The sequence below is a fragment of the Paenibacillus prosopidis genome (assembly GCF_003337375.1).
Lineage (GTDB): Bacteria > Bacillota > Bacilli > Paenibacillales > Paenibacillaceae > Pristimantibacillus > Pristimantibacillus prosopidis.
The window spans coordinates 74,275-95,038 of record NZ_QPJD01000022.1; the positions used below are offsets into that span (position 1 = coordinate 74,275).

The 20,764-nt window shown below is 40.5% G+C and carries 14 protein-coding genes; 13 read left to right on the plus strand and 1 reads right to left on the minus strand.

Annotated elements, in window-relative coordinates:
* Positions 1-33: 33 nt before the first annotated feature.
* Positions 34-507, minus strand: coding sequence for a helix-turn-helix domain-containing protein (locus DFP97_RS26795; protein WP_114383745.1), 474 nt, complete (start codon positions 505-507; stop codon positions 34-36).
* A gap of 242 nt (positions 508-749) precedes the next feature.
* Between DFP97_RS26795 and DFP97_RS26800 the strand changes: the two genes are divergently transcribed.
* The 13 genes from DFP97_RS26800 to DFP97_RS26860 all read left to right on the plus strand — a co-directional run bounded on the left by DFP97_RS26800 (position 750) and on the right by DFP97_RS26860 (position 20,579).
* Entirely contained in the window at positions 750-2,069 is a 1,320-nt protein-coding gene (locus tag DFP97_RS26800) for a hypothetical protein (protein ID WP_114383746.1), read from the plus strand.
* 2 nt (positions 2,070-2,071) lie between these two features.
* Complete coding sequence (locus tag DFP97_RS26805; protein WP_114383747.1) at positions 2,072-2,794, plus strand: SAF domain-containing protein; 723 nt, start codon at positions 2,072-2,074, stop codon at positions 2,792-2,794.
* A gap of 14 nt (positions 2,795-2,808) precedes the next feature.
* Positions 2,809-3,960, plus strand: a complete 1,152-nt coding sequence (locus DFP97_RS26810) for a CpaE/TadZ family protein (protein WP_114383748.1) — start codon at positions 2,809-2,811, stop codon at positions 3,958-3,960.
* A gap of 12 nt (positions 3,961-3,972) precedes the next feature.
* Positions 3,973-5,628: an ATPase, T2SS/T4P/T4SS family gene (locus DFP97_RS26815; RefSeq protein WP_114383749.1), complete on the plus strand. Its 1,656-nt coding sequence runs from the start codon at positions 3,973-3,975 to the stop codon at positions 5,626-5,628.
* Between the two features lie 2 nt (positions 5,629-5,630).
* The gene (locus tag DFP97_RS26820) at positions 5,631-6,620 is read left to right on the plus strand and encodes a hypothetical protein (protein ID WP_114383750.1); all 990 of its coding nucleotides are present in this window, start codon (positions 5,631-5,633) and stop codon (positions 6,618-6,620) included.
* Positions 6,621-6,632: 12 nt separating this feature from the next.
* A complete protein-coding gene (locus DFP97_RS26825) occupies positions 6,633-7,523 on the plus strand; it encodes a hypothetical protein (RefSeq protein WP_114383751.1) in 891 nt (296 codons plus the stop codon).
* A gap of 244 nt (positions 7,524-7,767) precedes the next feature.
* Entirely contained in the window at positions 7,768-8,166 is a 399-nt protein-coding gene (locus tag DFP97_RS26830) for a hypothetical protein (protein ID WP_114383752.1), read from the plus strand.
* 5 nt (positions 8,167-8,171) lie between these two features.
* Positions 8,172-8,666, plus strand: coding sequence for a hypothetical protein (locus DFP97_RS26835; RefSeq protein ID WP_114383753.1), 495 nt, complete (start codon positions 8,172-8,174; stop codon positions 8,664-8,666).
* A 16-nt stretch (positions 8,667-8,682) separates the two neighbouring features.
* Positions 8,683-10,938 carry a hypothetical protein gene (locus tag DFP97_RS26840; RefSeq protein WP_114383754.1) on the plus strand — a complete coding sequence of 752 codons (2,256 nt, stop codon included), beginning with the start codon at positions 8,683-8,685 and terminating at the stop codon, positions 10,936-10,938.
* 35 nt (positions 10,939-10,973) lie between these two features.
* Entirely contained in the window at positions 10,974-11,705 is a 732-nt protein-coding gene (locus DFP97_RS26845) for an HD-GYP domain-containing protein (RefSeq protein WP_114383755.1), read from the plus strand.
* Positions 11,706-11,942: 237 nt separating this feature from the next.
* Positions 11,943-12,920 carry an S-layer homology domain-containing protein gene (locus DFP97_RS26850; protein WP_114383756.1) on the plus strand — a complete coding sequence of 326 codons (978 nt, stop codon included), beginning with the start codon at positions 11,943-11,945 and terminating at the stop codon, positions 12,918-12,920.
* Between the two features lie 4 nt (positions 12,921-12,924).
* On the plus strand, positions 12,925-19,446 hold the full coding sequence (locus tag DFP97_RS26855) for an Athe_2463 domain-containing protein (RefSeq protein WP_114383757.1): 6,522 nt from the start codon (positions 12,925-12,927) through the stop codon (positions 19,444-19,446).
* A 380-nt stretch (positions 19,447-19,826) separates the two neighbouring features.
* A complete protein-coding gene (locus DFP97_RS26860; RefSeq protein ID WP_114383758.1) occupies positions 19,827-20,579 on the plus strand; it encodes a type II toxin-antitoxin system PemK/MazF family toxin in 753 nt (250 codons plus the stop codon).
* Positions 20,580-20,764: the final 185 nt, after the last annotated feature.

Sequence of the window (20,764 nt, forward strand, 5' to 3'; positions counted from 1 at the left end):
CCCTTATTCTTGCTTTCATTAGCAGCCAACCGATTATTTTTTAGATTTTAGAAGAGAACTGAATAAGGCGTAGAAATTTTTTCGTTCTTCTTGTGAAAGTTGACTGTAGATATCCAGGAGTTCCTTTTCTTCTTTCGTGAATGAATATCCATTGGTTGCGATAAATTGTTTTTTTTCATTTAGAGGCATTTTTTTAACGATGTTGTAAGCGTCAAACCATATTTCTCGTTCTTCTTTTGTAAGGGAGTGAAGGTAGGTTAGGATATTTTTTTCATCTTGAGAGATTGAGTAACGAAGGAGACCAAGATGATGCTCGATCGGTAAAACTTCCATAATTGGTACGTTCAAAGCGTTACAAATTTTTTCTAATGTGTTTAGTGATGGTGATCGGTTGTCATTTTCAACTTCGCTTATTGTAGATTGGGTGACATTCGCTTTTGCGGCTACTTCTGGAGTTGTCATATCTCTATCTAAACGAAGGGCGCGAATTTTACTACCAATATTCATTCATATCATCCGTCCTTGTAAGTATTATTGCCTATTTTAATTATTGTATCACACAGAGAAAAAATACGACTATTCTTTGTAGTTTCTTTAAAAGGATATTTTAAGTAATTTTTGTTTACATCGTATCTTTATTAAGATAAAATGTATATAGGTATTATTTCTATAGTCACAAATACAATGCGCCATAGACCTATAAAATATGCACATTTTAGGGAAATCATTTTGTACTGGAGTGAATGGGATTGTACGGAATTATTAGTAGTAGCGAATACATCTATGACATACGCCATGCCGTACAAGATAACAGTATATGGTTTGAAGAATCTGGGGAATTTTCGAGCGATACATTTCTAATTCATTGCCATTCAGCTGCGAAAGCTAACGTCCAAACACTCATTATTGATATGACTTGCGTCGATGACGCTTCGTTCATCAGAGGGATTCAGCAATTTCGCTTATTAAGGGATTCTCGTATAGTCATTATTGCCCCAGGACGTGTTCCTGGAGATTCAACCATTACTACCTTGTTAGGGCTTCAAGTGTTGGACATCGTAGCTCCGCTAGTAGATGTGGACAATGAGGATGTTGATCGACCTTCTATAGCGCCTTTGATAAAAGCACAACTGGCGTTAAAGCCATCCTACGGAAACGCGGTTCGGTGGGACGTGAAAACGGATGAAGCAGCAAATTTAAAAGAATTGCAATCTCTTAAAAAGAATTTCTCGAAAGAAAAAGAGAAGGGGAAGGAAAGAGTATCGACGAATGGGCCGGATCAGAACTTACTCGATCATATTCATTCCGACCCCACTATCATTGAGTACATTTCTAACATGGATCTACCACCACCACCTAAATCAGTGGTTAAGGAAGTTGTGGTTTATAAGGACAGAATGGTTGGTACACCAGTAATCGCTGTAGGCGGTGTTGATCGACGTACTGGATCAACTTGGACGGCAATGCAGACAGCACGTTTTCTAGCCGGCAGAGGGTTCAAAACGGTTTGTTTTGAACTAAATGATGCCTTGTGCAGTCCAAACGTCTTTCGGTTCATGGATTTTCAAGAATCTAAGCATACCCCTGGTGGATTTCACATTGATGGAGTCGATCTATTCTCGAATGATAGATTAATTTCTGTTGATCGCATCATCTCAGAATATGAATATGCGGTATTGGATTTAGGACAGATAATTAAAAACAATAAGCTAAATGAGGGTATTGATCTTTTTGTACGAGCCAATATTCAAATCGTAACCGCAGGATCGAGTGATTGGGATTTCGATCGACTAACAGCTGCTATTAGCCTCTTTCAAAGCCGTGATATCTCTAAAAAGCTAAATATCTTAATCAATTTAGCAAGTGAACAACGCTTCAATGAAATCAATAAGCTTTTCACGAAGCAAGAGAAAGAAGATTATAAGCTGTCATTCTATCAAGCCCCGTATATGCCGAATGATACGACCATCGATTTAAGGACTGAAGAGTTACTAACGATGATTATGGCGGAATTTTTATCCGTAGAAAAACAAAAACGATCTTGGCATTTTTGGAAAAGGAGAAGTTGAGTGTGAAAAAAATATTACGACTTCTGTTGTTCGCAACCGTCATTGCAGCAGGTCCGATGCTATTAATAGGTTGGACAAAATGGGTGGAGCCAAAGTGGGGAACCGTACAGGTCATACAGGCGGCGAAAGAAATTAAACGAGGACAGATCATTAAGAAAGACGATTTGAAAGTAGTAAACATTAAGGCGGATCAAATCGTATCCAATCGGAAGACTGAACCAAATGAATCAAACCGGTTAACTAATGGCTCTTTGATCATTGGAGAAGAAGCTCTCCGGACGATATACGTGAACGAGCAAATTATAGAAGATATGTTAGGTCTAGACGAATTAAAACCGGGAAATGGTGAGTCAAACATGCCGATCCCGAATGATTGGATACTCATGGTGCCCGGAAGTTTGCTCAGAGGAGATCACATTTCATTGATGCCCGTTTTAGATAAAACAAGAATGCAGGGAGAAACTTCACGGAATGCTCTTGAAGAAGATGAAGAAAAAACTGTAAAGCCGGCTGCAGTATCCGAATCAGATGTGGACGCGTTGACCGATATTCCCGTTAGTTATTCTAAGGCAGGAAATAACCAAGAGGTGACAACAGAGGATGATGGACGACAAAAGCCCTCGGGAGCGGTTAAAAATTTAGAAATCGTCGTGAATGAAAATCAACGGAAGCTCATTATTAAGTACGGCAGCGAAGGTTATAAATTCCTTGTGACTTATCGCTAAATGGAGGTTTTTTGATGAAAGCATATATTCTACTTAATCAGTCCGGTGTAACTGATGCTTTCCATGAACTGAATGAAATAGAGAGTGTTGAAAGCTTCATATTAGGAGAAAATCTGAAATTCGAAGAAAAAAGTATCATCGTCGTTTCGGATCAATACGCGGATATTAAAACCATGATACAAATTCGTTCGGAAAACCCAGTGGCGGAAATGTTCTATTTCGTCCAACTATATGAAGATGCCACGGAAGCTAAAGCGATACAAAGTACACTCAAAGCTCATAACATCCGGGTATTACCACCCTATCTAACTGGGAAACAAATCGCTGAACAAATCGAGGCCGAACTTTTTACTTCAACGAAAGGATCCAGTCGAGTAGTCGCGGCGCTAGGAACTATTTATGACGTAGGTCTAAGCTCATCCCTCTTATTGCTAAGTAAGCAAATTACAGAGGTCAGCAATATTCGTGTCGGTGTTATCGGGCTTAATGGTTGGAATCCAGGTACAACATTTATCGATTATAAAGGAAAATATTTGGATGAACTATGGGGCGTACTTGATGGACGGCAAATGCAACCCGAGGATTTAGACGAAAAAATGGACGAGCTACATCCAGGTGTATTTTACTTGGCAGGCAATAGAGATATGTTGAAAATTTACACCTACACACCGGAAGGCATTAAGCACTTAATTGATTTGGCCAAACAACGATTCGATTTAGTTATTTTAGATGTTGGTCATCATTTGGATACACCACTAGCAGTCCAAGCGATTTTATCCAGTGATCTTATGTTTGTCTATACTAACCAGCGCACAGCTGCTAAAGAAAACTGGTTCCGTTACAAAGAGCAAGTACTTGAAAGAGAACTTGGATTAGATATTGATCATGCGAAAAATATTTGGCTTGTTTGTAACAAAATGTTTCCATCATCAGATGTCGAAACACATAGGCATTTGTCTGAAATATACAAACTACCATGCATGGCCAGCATCCCTTATTACAATACCTTATATCGCGTTGAATTTCGGAAAGACCTAATGGCCTTTAACGAAAAAAAATATATTAGTGAGCTGAATCGGATCGTGAATGGGCTTCTCGATTTCTATAATTTTCCCCTTAAAGAAACGGGAAAGAAATCAAAAAGTTGGTTCGCATTATCGCGATGAGGGAGGTAAAGCGTGAATTCCAAAAAGAAGACCGTCAGATTCAATTTGCAGCAATACAGTAAAAACAACGGACTTCATAACCGCGGATCTAACGATGAAAGGTTATCTTATCCGATTGGCGTTTTAGAAGAAGTAGCAAGTCCTTCTAATATATCTTCTTTCGAGAAGGTATGTGAGCAATTTAAAGAGGAACTTAAAGCCGAATTCTTATCCATTGCAGCTACAAAAGAAGGCGATGATATGATCAATTTGGAGTCATATGCCGTTATTGGAAAGCAAGAATCGGTAACCGCTATGCTCGAAAAGATCGACACCTTTGTAACTAATCGAAAATTACGTGACATTCACATTCCCATCTATTACAAAGACATTCATACATTTTCTGATGTGGAGCAGCGGAAATACAGTAATTTAGCACACGCTATTTTCCATGAAAATTATGGATTAAATGCACTTGCTTATTGGACCATGATGCCTGGCAGCTATGCTATGCAATCCATTGGTAGAAAAATATGGATGCATAATCCCGATAGTGGGCGATTCGAACGAATGAAATTTGAAATTTCTTCGGATGATGTCGTTAAAAAAATCATCCGTACACTTGAGACTCATAAATCCGGTGCAAAAATAAATGAACAGAAACCGGAAATTGAGCTTGATCTTTATACGGGTGAACGGGTTTCCATTTTGATTGAGCCTAGGGTAAAGCGTAGTGTAATTACCTTTAGGCGAGTACTTCGAAATAAAGTTAGTTTAAGAAAACTATCGTATGAAGACAATCTTTTTCCAACAGAATCATTACCGTTATTTGAAGGTATTAGTTTAACGCAGCCCAATGCTGTTATATCGGGTCCTATGGGAACTGGGAAGACAACGTTATTGCGTGCCATCATTCATGAGAGAGCCGATGATTTAACGGGAATTAGTATTGAAAATGACTATGAGATTCAAATCAGTGTTGACAATCCTAATAAAAAATTTATTGAAATGATTCTGAATGGTTCTAGTTTTGAACAAGCACTTGAAAAAGCACTTCGTACCGATGCAGATTACGGTGTCATTCAAGAGGTTCGTATCGTAGAAGCTGAAGGCGCCATGATTATGTGCGAGAGATTACAGAAAGGTTTTCTTACCACCACCCATATTTGGAGGCCTGACACGATACCAGAACAATGGGCACGACTCATTTGTCGTTCAAATGGGGGAGGGGATCTACAAGCAGAAACGAAACGTGTTGCTGAATATTTGGATCTCATTATTTTATTGCAAATGGACGAGTCCAAAACGATTAAATGGGTGGAGAGTGTCCAGGAGCTTCGCTTTAATCGTGAAAATGGTGAGATTAGTACACATCAAATTATGCGACGAAACGATAAAACAAATGAGTATGAATATCGTGCCGATCTAAGCAAGCAGCTGCAGAGGGAAATGCGGCACAAAAATAAAAAATGGTTCGATATTTTGATAAAAACCTTGGAAGAGCTTGAACGTAAATCTCCGATACCTGAAGGAGAGGGAATTGTAGTCTTTAATCCAGCAATAGCGGATCCGCAGTATCGTCTAGCGATAGCGACAGAAGCCTTAGTTCAGAAGCAAACACAAACCGCTGAAGCGATGGAACGTATTGCATCGTTTCTCGAGATGTTTATGAAGAAAGAAGGGAACTAACTATGATTTTTATCCTTCTTAAAGGTCTAATTTATCTCGGTTCTACCATTATTACGTCATATGCCGTTTACCTCATTTTAAAAGGCGCTCTAACTAGCTTGAATAAAAAAATTGAAGTAGAGAACCGCATGAAAAAAAATGCAATGGAGCGTAAGAATGTTCATCTTGGCATAGTGAAAGATGTCACATTTTTAGAGAATATTTACCGTGATTTGGATAACATGCTGATGATAACTAAGAAGAATTATCAAAAGACTTCATCAGTACAAAATTTCGTGATTTATCATCTTGTGATGTTTGGTATTCTTTCTATTTTTATTGGGGGCTTGTCTCATTCTTACTTGTTTGGCGGAGCACTTGCGGTTTTGTTCGTTTACGGAAATTTTATGCGGTACCGTGTAAAGCTTCGCAAATTGCGAATAGATCGAGGATATCAGCTTGCTGAGCTGACAGGAGCAATCGCATCTACTTACAATAGTTCTTTGCAGCCACAAATGAAGATAACACTACGTGAAGTAGTAAAAGAAAATCCGGATTCTCCGTTTAAAAAACAGCTGCAAGAGATCATAAGGATTGATCAAAATTACGTTAATCCTGAAGAATTAATGATTGGTATCGACAGTTTTGTATACAGCATTAATACCTCATTTGCCAGGGAACTTGGCTTCACTATATATAAAGCTCTCACAACTAAGGAGTTTGTAGGTGACACATTAACACGAATTGATGCAAAAATTCATCAAAATATTCTAGATATTAAAAACGAAACGGCTGAAAAGACCGATGTTAAAAATCTAAGTTGGTTTCATTTGATCGCTTTTCCAGGCACGTTTCTAATTCTTGCTCTGTTTTTGAATATTACAGATGAAAGCATTCTACATTATCAATTTCAGACCGCTCAAGGTCGCGCTGGTTTTCTCCTATCCGTTTTATTTATAGGCATGGCCCGCGTTGTTGCGTCTTGGTTCTTGCGCCAGCCAAATGATTACTAGGAGGGGCATCAATTGGGTTTTACCATTGCTACATATGTCTTATACTCCATCATTATCTTCATATATCTGTTTGCAGCCAAGCTCTTAGGAAATATTTTAAATGCAAAACTTCCTGAAAAAGAGACCATCTTGCAGCGAATTAAATATCAAAATTTAAAGATGAGAGATGTATTTATTTCGCCAGAATTAGAAAAAGAATTTATGAATGCCGGTTATCCATTTAAGTTAAATGCCAAGCGATTTCAAATTTGGCGGTTCCTCATTGCTTTTGGCCTGTTAGGATTCGGGATTTACAACTTTTTTTATAAACCTGGGTTAGCTCCCGTAATTAAAGTATTGTACTTAGCTTGCCCATTGCTATTTCTAACTCTCATTACGAATCCAAAACGAAAAACAATGAAAGCAATTTTTCAGATGTATCAAAATCGTAATGACTATCTAAAAAATCAAGAGCTCTTCATGGTTTACTCTATGATTACCGATGAGCTCAAAGATGCCGGCAATCAGGTCATTAATATCCTGGATCTGATTCGTAAATTGAGATTGTACACACCACGCATCCGGGGGTCCATTAATAAAGGACTTCGTAACAACAAATCCGGTATTGACGTTGTGATGAACATAATAGGTGACGATATAGGTACTGAAGAAGCAAAAGAGGTATGTAAGATTATTGCAGGCATGCAAAACGCAGGCCAGCAAAATGTACATGAACTCATTGCAAAGCGCGAGGATACTTATATCGCCACTCTTAGAGCCAATAGACAAAAAAGGAGGACCACTTTAACCAATATCGTAAATCCGATTGTTTGGTTGCCATTGTTCGTGTATATCATGAACATCATGTTTGTCGTTATGCAAATGATCAGTTCTATGAGTAATAGCTTAACCACACTAAAGTAAACCAAAACTAAAGGAGTGTATGTTAAATGTTCGGTAAATCGCTAGGTGAGATCTTTGAAATTATTGGTGTCGTACTTTCGATTGGCATTGTAGTATTTCTTTTAATTTGGGGCCTTATTAGCGGGCTTAGTGGTGACATGTCAGATACTTTCAATAACATCCAAATGCCATCTTAATCCTAATCAGCTACCATTCGCTTTCGGGGGGATCACAAGTCTCCCCCAAGAAAGGAGGCCAAACTGTTTTGTTTAATAAAGCGTTGGCCGAGATTTTAACTGTTTATTTTCTTATCTTATATCTCTTCCAGCCACCCCTACATGAATTATTTAATGTTAGAAGTAACGCTGTGGAAATTGTATTAAATCAAGGTATAGCAAAAGCAGCTTCACTCGATAACGGCTATTTTACACCCGAGATTATTCAAGAAATGAAAGATACATTGCGAGTGAAGTTTTTCATCCCGGAGAGCTCGGTAACCTTTACCGGCACGAACGTTCCGATGCCACGCGGGGAATACATTGAAGGCACATTAAAAGTGAAAGCTTCACCGCTTTGGATTTTTCAAAATTTAGCAGGGTCAGATAACGCTCCTAAATACATCACTCGTCATGCGACTATGATGAGCGAATATATGGAGAGGTAGAGACTATGGGTCGATCCTTACTAATAACTGCGCTTACCTTAATTTTTTTATTAATGGAATCTACCAATGCAGATCGTGCGGCAAATACATCAGTCATTAATGCTATGACCTATAGTCTTCAATACGCTGCGCATGATGCCGCTTTGCAGATCGACCCTATCGAAAAAGCAGATGGATATATTGTTTTTAGACGGGATCAGGCAAGAAATGTTTTTGAAGAAACCTTGCAAAGAAATTTACGATTAAAAGAGGATATGATGCCTTTACCCAATACTTTGCTCGATGATCCTGTTGAAATAATCTTTGAAGATTACGTGGATGATTCGAGCGGTATTACATTCCCCTATAACTATGTTAATGATCAGTATGGTATCTATAAAACTATTTTTGGGCCGTCCGTTATTTATGAGATTCGCGTGAAAAGTCCAAAGACAAGCAAATACTCATATGACGGCTACATTTATAAGAATGTCATTGAACAATATCCACTGCCCAATTAAGGAGTGAAAAGAAAAAGTGAAAAAATATAAACTCATTTTATCCATCTTCTTGGCAATAGTAATGATCGTTCCGCAACTGGCTTATGCGGCGCAATCGACAGCTCCATATGTATCGACCATAAAGGTAGTAAATAATCAAACGGGTACAGCGGATACCGTTACGGTATCCGATCTCTTCGAAGGAGACGTCGTTAAGGTATATGCCAATCCCTCTACGACGGCAACCCTCGGCACAGGGACTGTAGCAGTAGGATCTTCTGCCGTAGTCATAAGTATTACACAGCTTGGTACAGCGGCCGGTACCATCTATGTTACCGTAACCTCCGGTACGGATAGCCAAAGTAATCGAACACCTAAAAGTTATGCTGCAGAACCGGCGTCAGCTTTCTTAGACGCTACACAAATTGCGATTACAAATAACCCTACAGGAACATCTGATATTGTGGATGTCGTTAATCTTGCTGTGGGAGATATCATCCGTGTTTATAACTCTCCAAGCGATTCAACAATTATTGGTACAGCTACAGTAGCAAGCGGTCAAACCAGTGTGTCTATTTCAATTGCTCAAATAGGTGCTAAAAGTGGAACACTCTACCTCACTAGAACAACAGGATCCGCACAGGAAAGTAGTCGTGTAAGTAAATCCTATCGAGCAGAGACCGCGACGCCGGCCCTTATTACAGCTGATATTGTGGTCACCAATTTTACAACGGGTACGTCGGACACAATCGTTGTTAGAAATGTGCAGTCCGGAGATATTATTAAGGTTTATGCAACGGACCGGGATAGTACAGCCATTGCAACAAAAACAGCTACATCTACCTCAGAAACATTAACGGTTAGCCAGTTAGGTAAAAATGCCGGGCAGGTTTATGTAACGCTAACGAGAGGATCTATGGCTGAAAGTAGCCGTGTGGCAAAAGCCTATAACTCAGAAACGGCAAGTACAGTACCTATGAATAACATTAAAATCGTTAATAACGTTGGTACTGCAGATACCGTGACGATTGCCAACCTTAACCCTACTGACATTATTCGGATTTATGCAAACAAAACAACTACCACGCCAATGGCTATCGGTACAGCAAACAAAAACTTATTACCACAAGTGTCCAATTGGACTCTACATGCGAATGCCTCTTCAACAAGTAATTATGGTCTAAGGCTTGTGGCAACAGCAGCTGGACAACTGTCGTATTATGATGTTCCTGTTCTTGGATCACAAAGCTATGCTTTCCAAGTAACCAATACAAATGCCGGCACCGTTAACGTTCGAACACTCGATGCTTCAAAAAATGTTATCGCATCTAAGCTTTCGACTACAGTGGCAAGTCCAACAGCTACATTCACAACGGAAAGTACTGCTGCTTATATCCGTGTTGAGTTTACTTCAACAGCAGCTGGTACATTTAACTGGTCAAATGCTCAAGTAGAGTTAGGTAGTAGCGTTACAAGCTTTGAAGAACAAGAAGCTAGAGCAACTAAAAATATGTTGCCTCCAGTCTCACAATGGACCTCTCTACATGTGAATACGAAAGTCCTTAGTAATTACAAGCTTAAACTGACAGCTACCGCAGCTAGTCAGAGGAGTTATGTACGTGTTAAAGCCTCACCATCTACTTTATATTCCTTTAGTGCGCAACATGATGGACAAGTCACGATTAGTTCAATATCTTCTGCCGGTGCAACGCTTGCGACACATATTAATGCTTCTTCCGCACAAAGCGGATCATTTACGACTAGCGCATCTACAGCTTATATCGAATTTGCTGTAACAAATGGAGCTTCAGGAACCTTTACATTTACTAATCCGATGTTAGAAATCGGAGGGACGGCAACAAAATTTGAACCCATGGCCATGCCAAAAGTAAATGGATTCGTTTCAGTATCACAAATCGGAGCAGCAGCAGGAACCATTTATATTACGATTACATCGCCAGGAAGCTTAGAGAGCGCTCGAATGGTAAAGAACTTTAATGCTGAAGCAGCGTCACGTGCATTAAATATTAAGGCGATAACCGTTAAAAATAACAAGGTAGGTACAAACGATACAGTGACCGTAACAGGATTAACAGCAGGGGATGTCATCAAAATCTATCGAACAAAACTAACTTCAACGGTACTTGCAACATCGACCGTTGGAGCAGGTGCAAATACGACGACCATCTCCATTGCACAGCTGGGCCAAACAAAAGGAACAATATTTGTAACAGTAACCAATTCAGGAAAAAGAGAAAGTGTTCGAGTAAGTAAAACATACGTAGCAGAATAAGGGCTGATCATCAGTGGCCCGTATGGAGAGTGAATATGAGAAATCCAGTAAATCGGGCCATTGAACCTATTCTTTCCGATTTTAGTCGATATCTATCAGCCGAAAAGAAGAATATTTTTAATGTATTTGCATCCCAATGTTTGTTTGAATCCCTGCGTCTCCGAGACCCAAAAACATCTAGCCATTCTTTAAAGATGGGAATTTACGCATATCTCTTGGCGACAAAAATGGATGCTAGTCGCGCAATGGAATATTTCTTTGGCGGTCTAGTTCATGATGTTGGCAAGATTGCTTTCCCTGATTTTATATTGAATGGTAAAAAACTTGTTGGAAAAAACCGAGAACAACTTAAGAAACATGTTGTTGACTCTGTTAATACTTTAGTTAGCTTGAAGATGCCTGAGATCGTCATTAACATTGCCAAATACCATCATGAACGTCTTAACGGATCGGGTTATCCAAGAGGTGTTCAAGGGGATGTTATTCCTTTAGAAGGTAAAATCGCCGCGGTCGCAGATGTTTATAGCGCTATTACTGAACAGGATAGGGGCTACCAACCTGGTCGATCACATGAAGAAGCTTTCCGGATTTTACGGGGATCCCAAGAACAATTTGATCCACTTGTCCTGCATCTCTTTTTTAAAATGTTCAAAGATGTTAATTCAATAGATTACGTGAATGAAATAAGTAGTCTAATGCCAGAAAAGATTTTTACTTTCGAGAAGTATCTTGGAGCTATCTCTACTGAATCTCTCGTTAATACATGAGGTATTATAGTGCGCTTCTGTTGTCTTTCAAAGTGAGCGGCCTTCTGATGGCTTTCCGCCTGTTATAAGCGTACCATGGAACGCTCTCCACCTAAAAGTTTTCCCGGCATATCCTCGCTTTGGGCTTCGGTATTCCAGTTTCCTTTTAGTCGGAGCCTCTACTAAACCCATGGTTACGCATCGCCAGGGCGGAATCCTATCTGGCCGCTATAAAAAAATTATTAGGAGCGATTATTCATGAAGAAAAATTTCCGTAGTTTCATTGCATTAACGATTGCAGTCACCGTTTTAGCATCGGCACAAGTAGCAGCAGCTGCCGCCTTTACGGATACAAAGACGCATTGGGCAAAAGAAGATATCGCTACAGCTGTTAACCAAGGATGGATTAACGGATATGATGCGACAACCTTTAAACCAAATACAAATATGACGCGTGCTGAATTTCTGAAGTCGTTAGTAGCTGCAATGAAATATAAGCTGTTAGATACGGACACACCATTCACCGATGATACAGGATGGTATCGTGCTTATATTGCAACCGGTTTAAAACAATCCATTATCAAAGTTGCTGAATACAAAAATTCTGAATTCGATCCAAAGCAACTGATCACACGCGAAGAAATCGCTAGAATGACCATTCGTGCCGCTGGAAAAGACAAAGAAGGTGTTGCATATGGATACCTTGCTGTAGCTAAACAGATCAAAATCATGACTGGTTACCCTGACGGATCTATGGGAGGCAACAAAAACGCGACCCGTGCAGAGGCGGTTGTTATGATTACGAATACGCTGAAATATATCAATCCGCCTGTAACTGTAGCTTATCCAAAAACGAAGGAACAGTTGAATACAATGATTCAGTCACTTCCGAGTTTTAAGGGAACAACGATGTATAGTCGTCAAGAGGTAGGAGTTAATTTAAAGGGTTCTGACGTGTTCGATGATTATCTTTTGTGGATCGGATATAGTGATGAACTTAAAAGAACGACAATTGATACTTATGCATCAACCTCTGATATAAAAGCTTTGATAAAAGATTTATTAAAGCAGTACTATCCTAATTCTTACGAAAAGGCTTATAGCAACTACATTATAGTTGACGGTAAAAAAGATAGCGACTCTGGAAGAAATTTTGAAACGAAATATGACGGCAGGAGCTTTCTCGTATATAAAGGTAAAGATATTGAAGGAGTCTCGATTTGGATCGGAGGTTAAATAATTGAAGCAGCTGCTACAAAAGTATTTATTACTTTTAATATCCTTTCTCCTTATCGTGACTTCATTACCGTTGTATGGACAAGTCGCAGCCGCAACAAACTGCCCTGCACCTGCTGCATATAGTAACGAAGCAAAAGAATATATTGATTACTACAATATACCTTTACAAAGTAGAAATGGTAAGCCATTAAGTGAAAAGTTCTTGTTAAATCAGGCTGGTATTGGCGAAAGAGCTGTGGTGTATGGATGTCCCTCAGATGTAGCCGATAACGATTTTGATCTTGGTCAATATCGCTATCTTGGTTGGGATGCAGAAGGAAATTTATATCGAAATTGGAAGTTTCGTAGTGATTCGAGAGCCACACTACACGTTGCTAAAAATTGGGTTAGTACACCTTGGGCAACTACTGTAGGTACAACAAAAGAAATAAGAAAAACAAATTTATCGCGTGATCCTGAAGCTGCATCTTGGCTTGAAAAAATCGTAGATCCCTATAAAGAATCACCTACTTTTTTGCAAAGTTATAACAGACGGAAAGGTACGAATTGGACAGGGGATACGCTGTTGGATTATGCCATCATTCAGCAAAAACCAACTCAATTCGGTCCTGGAGTCGTTCAAATGTGGAACATATGGGAGCCAGATGGTTCATGGTGGTATGAAATGTTTTATATTCCTGCCAAGCCACTTGATCCACCACCAGAGAAGCCCGACCTTATTATTGATCCGCTAGTTGTTCAAAGCGATGCTTGGGTAGGCGATTCTGTTCCTGTCAAAATAACGACAAAAAACCAAGGCAAAGAAAATAGTGGGCCATTTACCGTAGGTATCGTAGGCACAAGTATTAAGTCAGAGGTTATATCTAATGTTCCTCCGGGTGCGATTAAAACCGTAACAGTTAATGTAACTTCCTCCACAAGTGGAATAAAAAAAATCACAGCTAAAACAGACTTTGGACTAGCTGTTGCTGAATCAAATGAGGACAATAATACCAAACCTTTTCAAGTTGTATTTAACAAGAAAAATGAACCAACTTCTCCAGTCGCTATTATCAGTCACTTGGAAGGGGATCACCGGTCTGAACCTGAGCTAAATATGAAACCGTTAGATGATCCGAAGCTGGACGATATTTTGTCTTATTCACCCGGAAAAGAAGCTATAACAATACGAGAATGGAAGTTTAAAACGCCTGCAGGGGTTACGTATAATAAAAAACCTGTTGCCAAGGATTTTTCAGCTGAAGGTGCGTATCTTGTAGAATTGCGTGTTACGAATAGTGCGAATAAGGTATCTGAATGGGCGCAGTTGACCATTAATGCGGCTGCTGAACCTGTACCACCGCCTGTAACGCCACCAACACCTGCCCTTAAAGCGGATATAGAATTTCAACCACCTATCATTGTAGCAGGGGAAACGTCTTCTCTAATCAATCATTCAGACGGTTTAACAGGATACACATGGAAATTCTCAGACAACCTTACACAAGTGCTTCCGAATACTACCGATTTTGAATTTATAAATACGACTTACTTGCAGCCTGGGAATTATAGTGCTGAATTTACGGCCACTGACGGAGTAGGATCTAAAAGGGATACGGCTGTTCTACAAGTAATCGATCCTAAACCAGTAGCCGTTGTAGCCGGCATAACACGTGTTATACAAGGAAGAGACCTTGCGTATCCACATCATCTTCTAAATTCTTATACGCCTCTTGCGGATAGAGGGGTAACGATAGACTTTAGTAAATCCGAAACTCGATATAAAAAGCTTACGGATGCTTCCTATACGAATGGATGGTTTACAAATGCACCTGCCGATTTAGGTGAGTATAGTATTGAAGGCAAAGTTTACGATTCAGCGGGAAGAGTGAGCGATTGGGGGACTCTCGTTTTAGAAGTAGTTCCTGACGCACCTCCAACTATTGAAGTGATTGCTCCATTAGAGGCTTACCGAAACAATGGTTTTATGCTGTACATGGAAGCGGACAGCCCTGATGGGGATATATTAAAAAGCCTTGTTATTGAAGAACGTTATGACCAAGATGGTGATGGCAATTTTGATGAAGAATCTTGGATCAAGCTGTACGAAGGTGATTTTAAAACAACACACGCTCTAAACTATAACAAAGTCGGAAAAAGACAATATCGCGCTTCGGTAACAGAAGATTACGGGATGCAAGGCAACTCTGGAATAGCTTCTACCGATATTTTAAACTATGCCCCGGAAGTTAACTTTAGCGCATTTGGGGTTACGCAGCAGCCAGGGCAGGGAGAAGATAGCGGACCACCTGTAACTAACTATACAGCTTCATCCATCTTCCGTTCATGGACACTTATGAAGCCTTATGCAGGTGGGAATGGAGATAAGCTAGGCTGGAAAGCGGATACGACAACGATTGCGACAAAGAACGCTGTAATGGCTAACTTTGCAGTAGGTTATCCAAACTCAGGAAACGGTCCGAATTCACGAACAAAATTCCAACTGGCTTCCGATATAGTAGGAAAGCCAACTTGGAAGTTAACAAGTGGATCTCTAATTAGAACGGTTTTTGCCGGAAGCCGTGTTTACTCCTATTCTCAGACGTATGCTGCACCTACACGAACGTTTAATTTTACTGAGCATAATGCAGTTACGGGTGAAATATTAAGAACGTTCTCAATCGTTACCGATGATGTTTTAACCTTTCTAAATGTGGGACCAGATGAAACGTTTTACTTTTCTGATCGCACGAATTACCCAGCGGATCTGGATCTTGTTAAGATAGTGTCTTATGATAAATTCGGTGTATTTAAGGACACAATTTCATTCTACCGTTCAGCTGGTTCACAAGATGCTATCGGTACTAATATTGCCTTTACTGAAATTTCTCCAGACGGTCAATCCATGTATCTCGGACATAGACAAGCTTACGGCGTAACCGATACTTGGGGAGATTTTAGTATGGAGCTTCGTTTCTACAAATATTCCTTAAAGGATAAGTATCTGGTTTGGGAGGTTTCAGGTGAACGTGAGTACCGAGGTTACTATTCGAATATAAATATGACCTATGGTAATAACGGCGATGTTTATTTTACGTACAATTTTCAAGATCGTTATGCTAATAGTTTGCAAAGTCTCAGAGGATACATCACTCAAGTTAGAGCTAATGGCGTTAAGAGTACGGTTAACTTAGGAGGTGCGGCAGGATTATCTCATGCTTCCGTTTCCGATGATGGTAATTATGTTTTCATCAACTATGTACAACTGAGTAACAGCGATGAATATGCGAACGTTATATTTCATGCTATTCAAAGTTCAACCTATAGTGACGGCAGCCCCTACTTTCAAACAACGTATGCTCGAAGCGTCGTTACTTCTCAAGATGATTGGGGACATTCCTACTCTGAAGTGGCTTTAAATGCTAACCCTCTGATTTTTAGTGATACGAATATTTATAGTCAAGGTAGGGTTGTCAGTTCTTATAATCTATTTTTTAATCGGTGGGGAAATCAAATTGGCACTTGGGTAGATGCAGGGGCTTCAGCAAACGTCGGGAAAATATTTGCTAATGCAAACAGCGAAATCATTTTTCCTGTATTTAATCCTGTAGGTCTAACGAGTTATAGTGATTTCAATGCGCCAAGGAAGGTTTCGGCCACTTTGTTTAACGCAACGAAACTTAGTGCTATCGCGTCAACTCCCGATCCTGGATTGACGCCAGTTACTTGGCAGGAGTATGCTGCAGATTATGCAACGCCTATTCTGCCTGATGGCTCTCTATTTGTCTTTTACGATAAATATGTCATGCCATTTGTTTCAGCAAGCGGAACAAGCGGGCTAAAAGGGATTAACGCTGATACCGTTGAAATCGTGAATGACGATTGGGGCGGTTTACTCTACGATGCTGGAAGCATAATGAAAAACTACGCATTAGAGTTTAGCGCAAGTGTCAACGATGCTGCAAATGCAAAAATCATAGGTGCAGGCTTCCAAATTCAAAATGAGAAGAATATGTACGCTATGGAGTGGAGTAAAGATACATTATCCTTGTATCGTGTAGTAAATGGTGCTAAAACATTGTTGAAATCAGCGGCTCTGACGCGTAATGCTTTTACTTCGTACCCGGTCAAAGTAGAGTCTGTAAATGGCATTCAGAGGGTTTATGTCAATCACTCGAAAGTTTTAGAGGTTGCTGACGGTACTTACTTAAAGGGCTCTGCCGGGTTAATGTCGCTTGGACAGCCTAATGCGGTATTCTCTAATGTGAAGAAAACGAATTACGGCGATACGTACACGGAAGAGACGTATGAAACCGTACTCGTCAATGATCCCATCTTCTATGATAAGTTGTTCAAGGACGTGGAGAACGATCCAATGGGTACAGAAGAATGGAGCTACAGCCATAATCCAAACTTCTTCGAAAATCCGGAAGGATTGAGTGTCTATAATGGACAAACCTATGGATCAACTATAAATGCTCTTGAAAAGGCTGGCGTATATGAGATTACATTCCGGGCGCAGGACAATCCTGGATTGACAGCTTATCGGAAATGGTCAGAGCCGGTGAAAAAGCTTTTGTATGTGCATCGCAGGCCAGTGGCGCAGCCGGACATCAGATTTACAGGAAGGGTGTTTGCGGAAGGGGAGGCGCTTGACTATGACACCTTCGATACATCTTATGATCCTGATATTGCACATCTCTTATCGGACAAACTATTCCGAACGCGTTGGGCCGACGAAACTATATGGACAACAGGAAAACGACAATACTATAACCGTCCGGGTGTAGAGCTGATTGTACAGGAGCAAGTAAAAGATATACACGGCGCATGGTCATATTGGGGGCAGTACATCGTTTTCAAAGATACCTTACCTCCTGTGAACCAAACAAAGCCGGTCATGACGATTTCGTATCCAACCGGTACAACTGCAGCTGCTCCAACTGTGCTGGCCAAAGAGCCTTCCGTCACATGGACGTATTTCGATGCAGAAAATGATCCGCAGGAAATGTACCGATTATCCTTTAATTACGCGGATACGAATGAACTTGCCCTTCATCTGGAACTTGAAGGATCGACACTAAATTATTCGATGCTGGCAGAAAGTATTGTTCCTGGCCGTGTGGTGAAGGTGCAAGGACAAGTATATTCTGCAGGCGTTTGGTCGGATTTGAGTAATATTCGCTATTTTGTGTTAGACCTACCACCGGAGACGAATTTGCTATCGTTTAACGGCCCTAATGCAGAAAACCCGGTCTATACCAATCTGAATCGTCCGCAGCTGCGAGTGTTTACCGTCGATCCGGAGAATCATCCGATTACAGCGATTGATTATGAGGTATTCCAAGCATCAAACGGTGTAAAAGTCGCGGATACGAATTCAGCAACAGCATTAGCAAACCATACGCCTGCAGCACTGGCCGATGGACTACATTACTGGCGAGCAAGAGCATTCGACAATTATTTATGGGGGAAATATTCAGTTAATGGATTCTTCTTCGTAGATACCGTCAAGCCGGCCGATGTAGATGAGCAGTTGGATGTTGAGCCAACAGCAGTAACCGTAACGTTTAATGCTTTTAGTGATCCTGATCCTTCATCGGGCCACGCTACACGAACGTTCTATTTACAAAAAGTGAACACGGACGGTAGTGTAACGAATATAGATTTGAATGGTGATGGAACAACAGAGTATAGTATCCCGCTAGCACTCAATAGACAGTCCTATACGGTTTCAGGTTTAATTACTGGCCAAGAATACCGTCTCACGGTGTTAGACTATGACGTTGCGGGGAACGAAGGCCATTATGCATATATTCATTTCATTACGAATCGACCACCTGTAGCGGACTTTGATTGGTCACCGAAACCGGTGTATGAAGGGGACGCTATTACTCTCAAGAACCTTTCTGAAGATCCGGATGGCGATGAAATGACATATACGTGGACGATTAATGGACCGAGCGGGTATTATAATAAAGTTTTTGATACAAAAGACGTAATATTACCTAGCTCGGTCACAGATAATCATCCAGGAGTTTATACTGTACGTCTCAGTGTAAAAGACAAACATGGACTTCCAAGTGAAAAAGATGCTGTTAAAACAATAAATGTCTTAGATCTGAGGATAGAAGGACAGGTTAAACACACGGATCGATATGAAGAACTACGGCTAGCATACAACAAGAGCGTAAGTGGTGATGTTAACTCTCCTCGAACACCAAATATGTTTGTAGCAGGGGAAGCATTCGTTTTGGAAGCTACCACAACCAACACTGGTACGTCTGCAACAAAAGCAGCTAAAGTCTTAGTCGTTAGAGAGCCATTTGATTTTGGTGTTCTTCTCAGTTCAAAGACGAAAATTAATTGGTCAGGTAAAATGGTGGATACAACGTATAATGAAAAGCTTCCGGATGGTTCATACACGTTCACCTTTAATGCAACCTGGTCAAACGGACATGAAGAATCAGATGAAGTTATCATAAAAATAAAAGGAGACACGAGGATCTACCTAGACATTCATAGGCAAGAGACAAACACATAATTTTATTCTAAGGGGCTGCAAGCTGCAGCCCCTTAATTTTATAAAGGCCAGCTCAAAGATACACCCTTTTATCTTAATTTACGATACGATGACAAGCATGGATACCATCCGGCATGCCGGATGCTTTCGCGGCCTCTTTCACGGCACTTGCCACCTGATAGGAATGCTACCACACCCGCGTCTAGCTCAAGAGTTTTCCCGGCATATCCTCGCACGCTGCGGTATTCCAGTTTCCCTCTTGACCTAAACAGTTCTTCCACTCATTACGCTGCTGGAAAACGCATCGTAACGAGCCTCCGGAAGAACTAGCTGGGGTATGGTATTCTGTGCCTGGGCGGCAAGCTATCCGGCCGCTACACTTAAATGGGAGGAAATATATCTTGTTTCCGATTAACAGAAGAGATATAAAGCTTCAAACAAAATTACCAACCGCGAAGGCCGACCAGGCAAACGCCAATCCGATTCTATATGACCAATGGAAGCTTAAAATGTGGAATATCATGGATCAGCTGCAAAAGGAGAGCGTATATAACTTAGGTCACTGGACTATCTTTCATGACCGCTGGCTGGCTAATTTAACGGCATCTAAGGTGACAACGACGTATAATTACGGCGATATTGTAATGGTAGATCTGGGCGCAACTAATTTCGGATCGGAACTGCAGTTTGAGCATCCTTGCATAGTACTCGTTAATGACTTTACTTCTGTGCTGGTGATTCCTTGTACATCGGTCAAGCCTCATAAAAAGAAGTATCCAGATGAATTGGATGGGTTAGTAACTGATGGTTTCCGAAATCCGACTCGGATTCGCCTGCATGGAATCCGTTGGGTAGATAAGAAACGAATTACCCAAAAGGTTAGTGTAATAACGAACAAGGTGTTGATGAAATCGATTGATGAATATATCATCGGACAATTTCCGACTTATCACGCGCAGCTGCTTGATATGCATCATGAAATGGCGCTCATCGAATACGAACTGCTACAAAGGAAAGCTGAGATTGAGGATCTAAAAATGAAGTTAGAGCTGGTCGAAGACTATGAACGCCTCTTCATGAAGCTGCAGAAAATGGCCGGAGCAGAAGTGCTTGCGGAAGCGGCGGCGGCAGTCGGCATTACACTTCCAAAGTGAGATTTTCCCTTGTTTTATAGAGTAAAATATGGTATAGTACAGATAAGGGTTTAGTTCGCGGTAACGCGATATCACGGGTTGAAAAAAGCTGCTGCGTATGCGGGGCTTTTTTCTTTTTTAGGATCGTTCGAGGGAGATGCTGCTGCAGCATCTCTTTTTTTACTTAAAGAAACTGGTTTCTTTAT

Coding starts and splice junctions, on each gene's coding strand:
- DFP97_RS26810 (WP_114383748.1), top strand. CDS start 2,809: ATGAAAGCATATATTCTACTTAATCAGTCCGGTGTAACTGATGCTTTC.
- DFP97_RS26820 (WP_114383750.1), top strand. CDS start 5,631: ATGATTTTTATCCTTCTTAAAGGTCTAATTTATCTCGGTTCTACCATT.
- DFP97_RS26845 (WP_114383755.1), top strand. CDS start 10,974: ATGAGAAATCCAGTAAATCGGGCCATTGAACCTATTCTTTCCGATTTT.
- DFP97_RS26850 (WP_114383756.1), top strand. CDS start 11,943: ATGAAGAAAAATTTCCGTAGTTTCATTGCATTAACGATTGCAGTCACC.
- DFP97_RS26835 (WP_114383753.1), top strand. CDS start 8,172: ATGGGTCGATCCTTACTAATAACTGCGCTTACCTTAATTTTTTTATTA.
- DFP97_RS26795 (WP_114383745.1), bottom strand. CDS start 507: ATGAATATTGGTAGTAAAATTCGCGCCCTTCGTTTAGATAGAGATATG.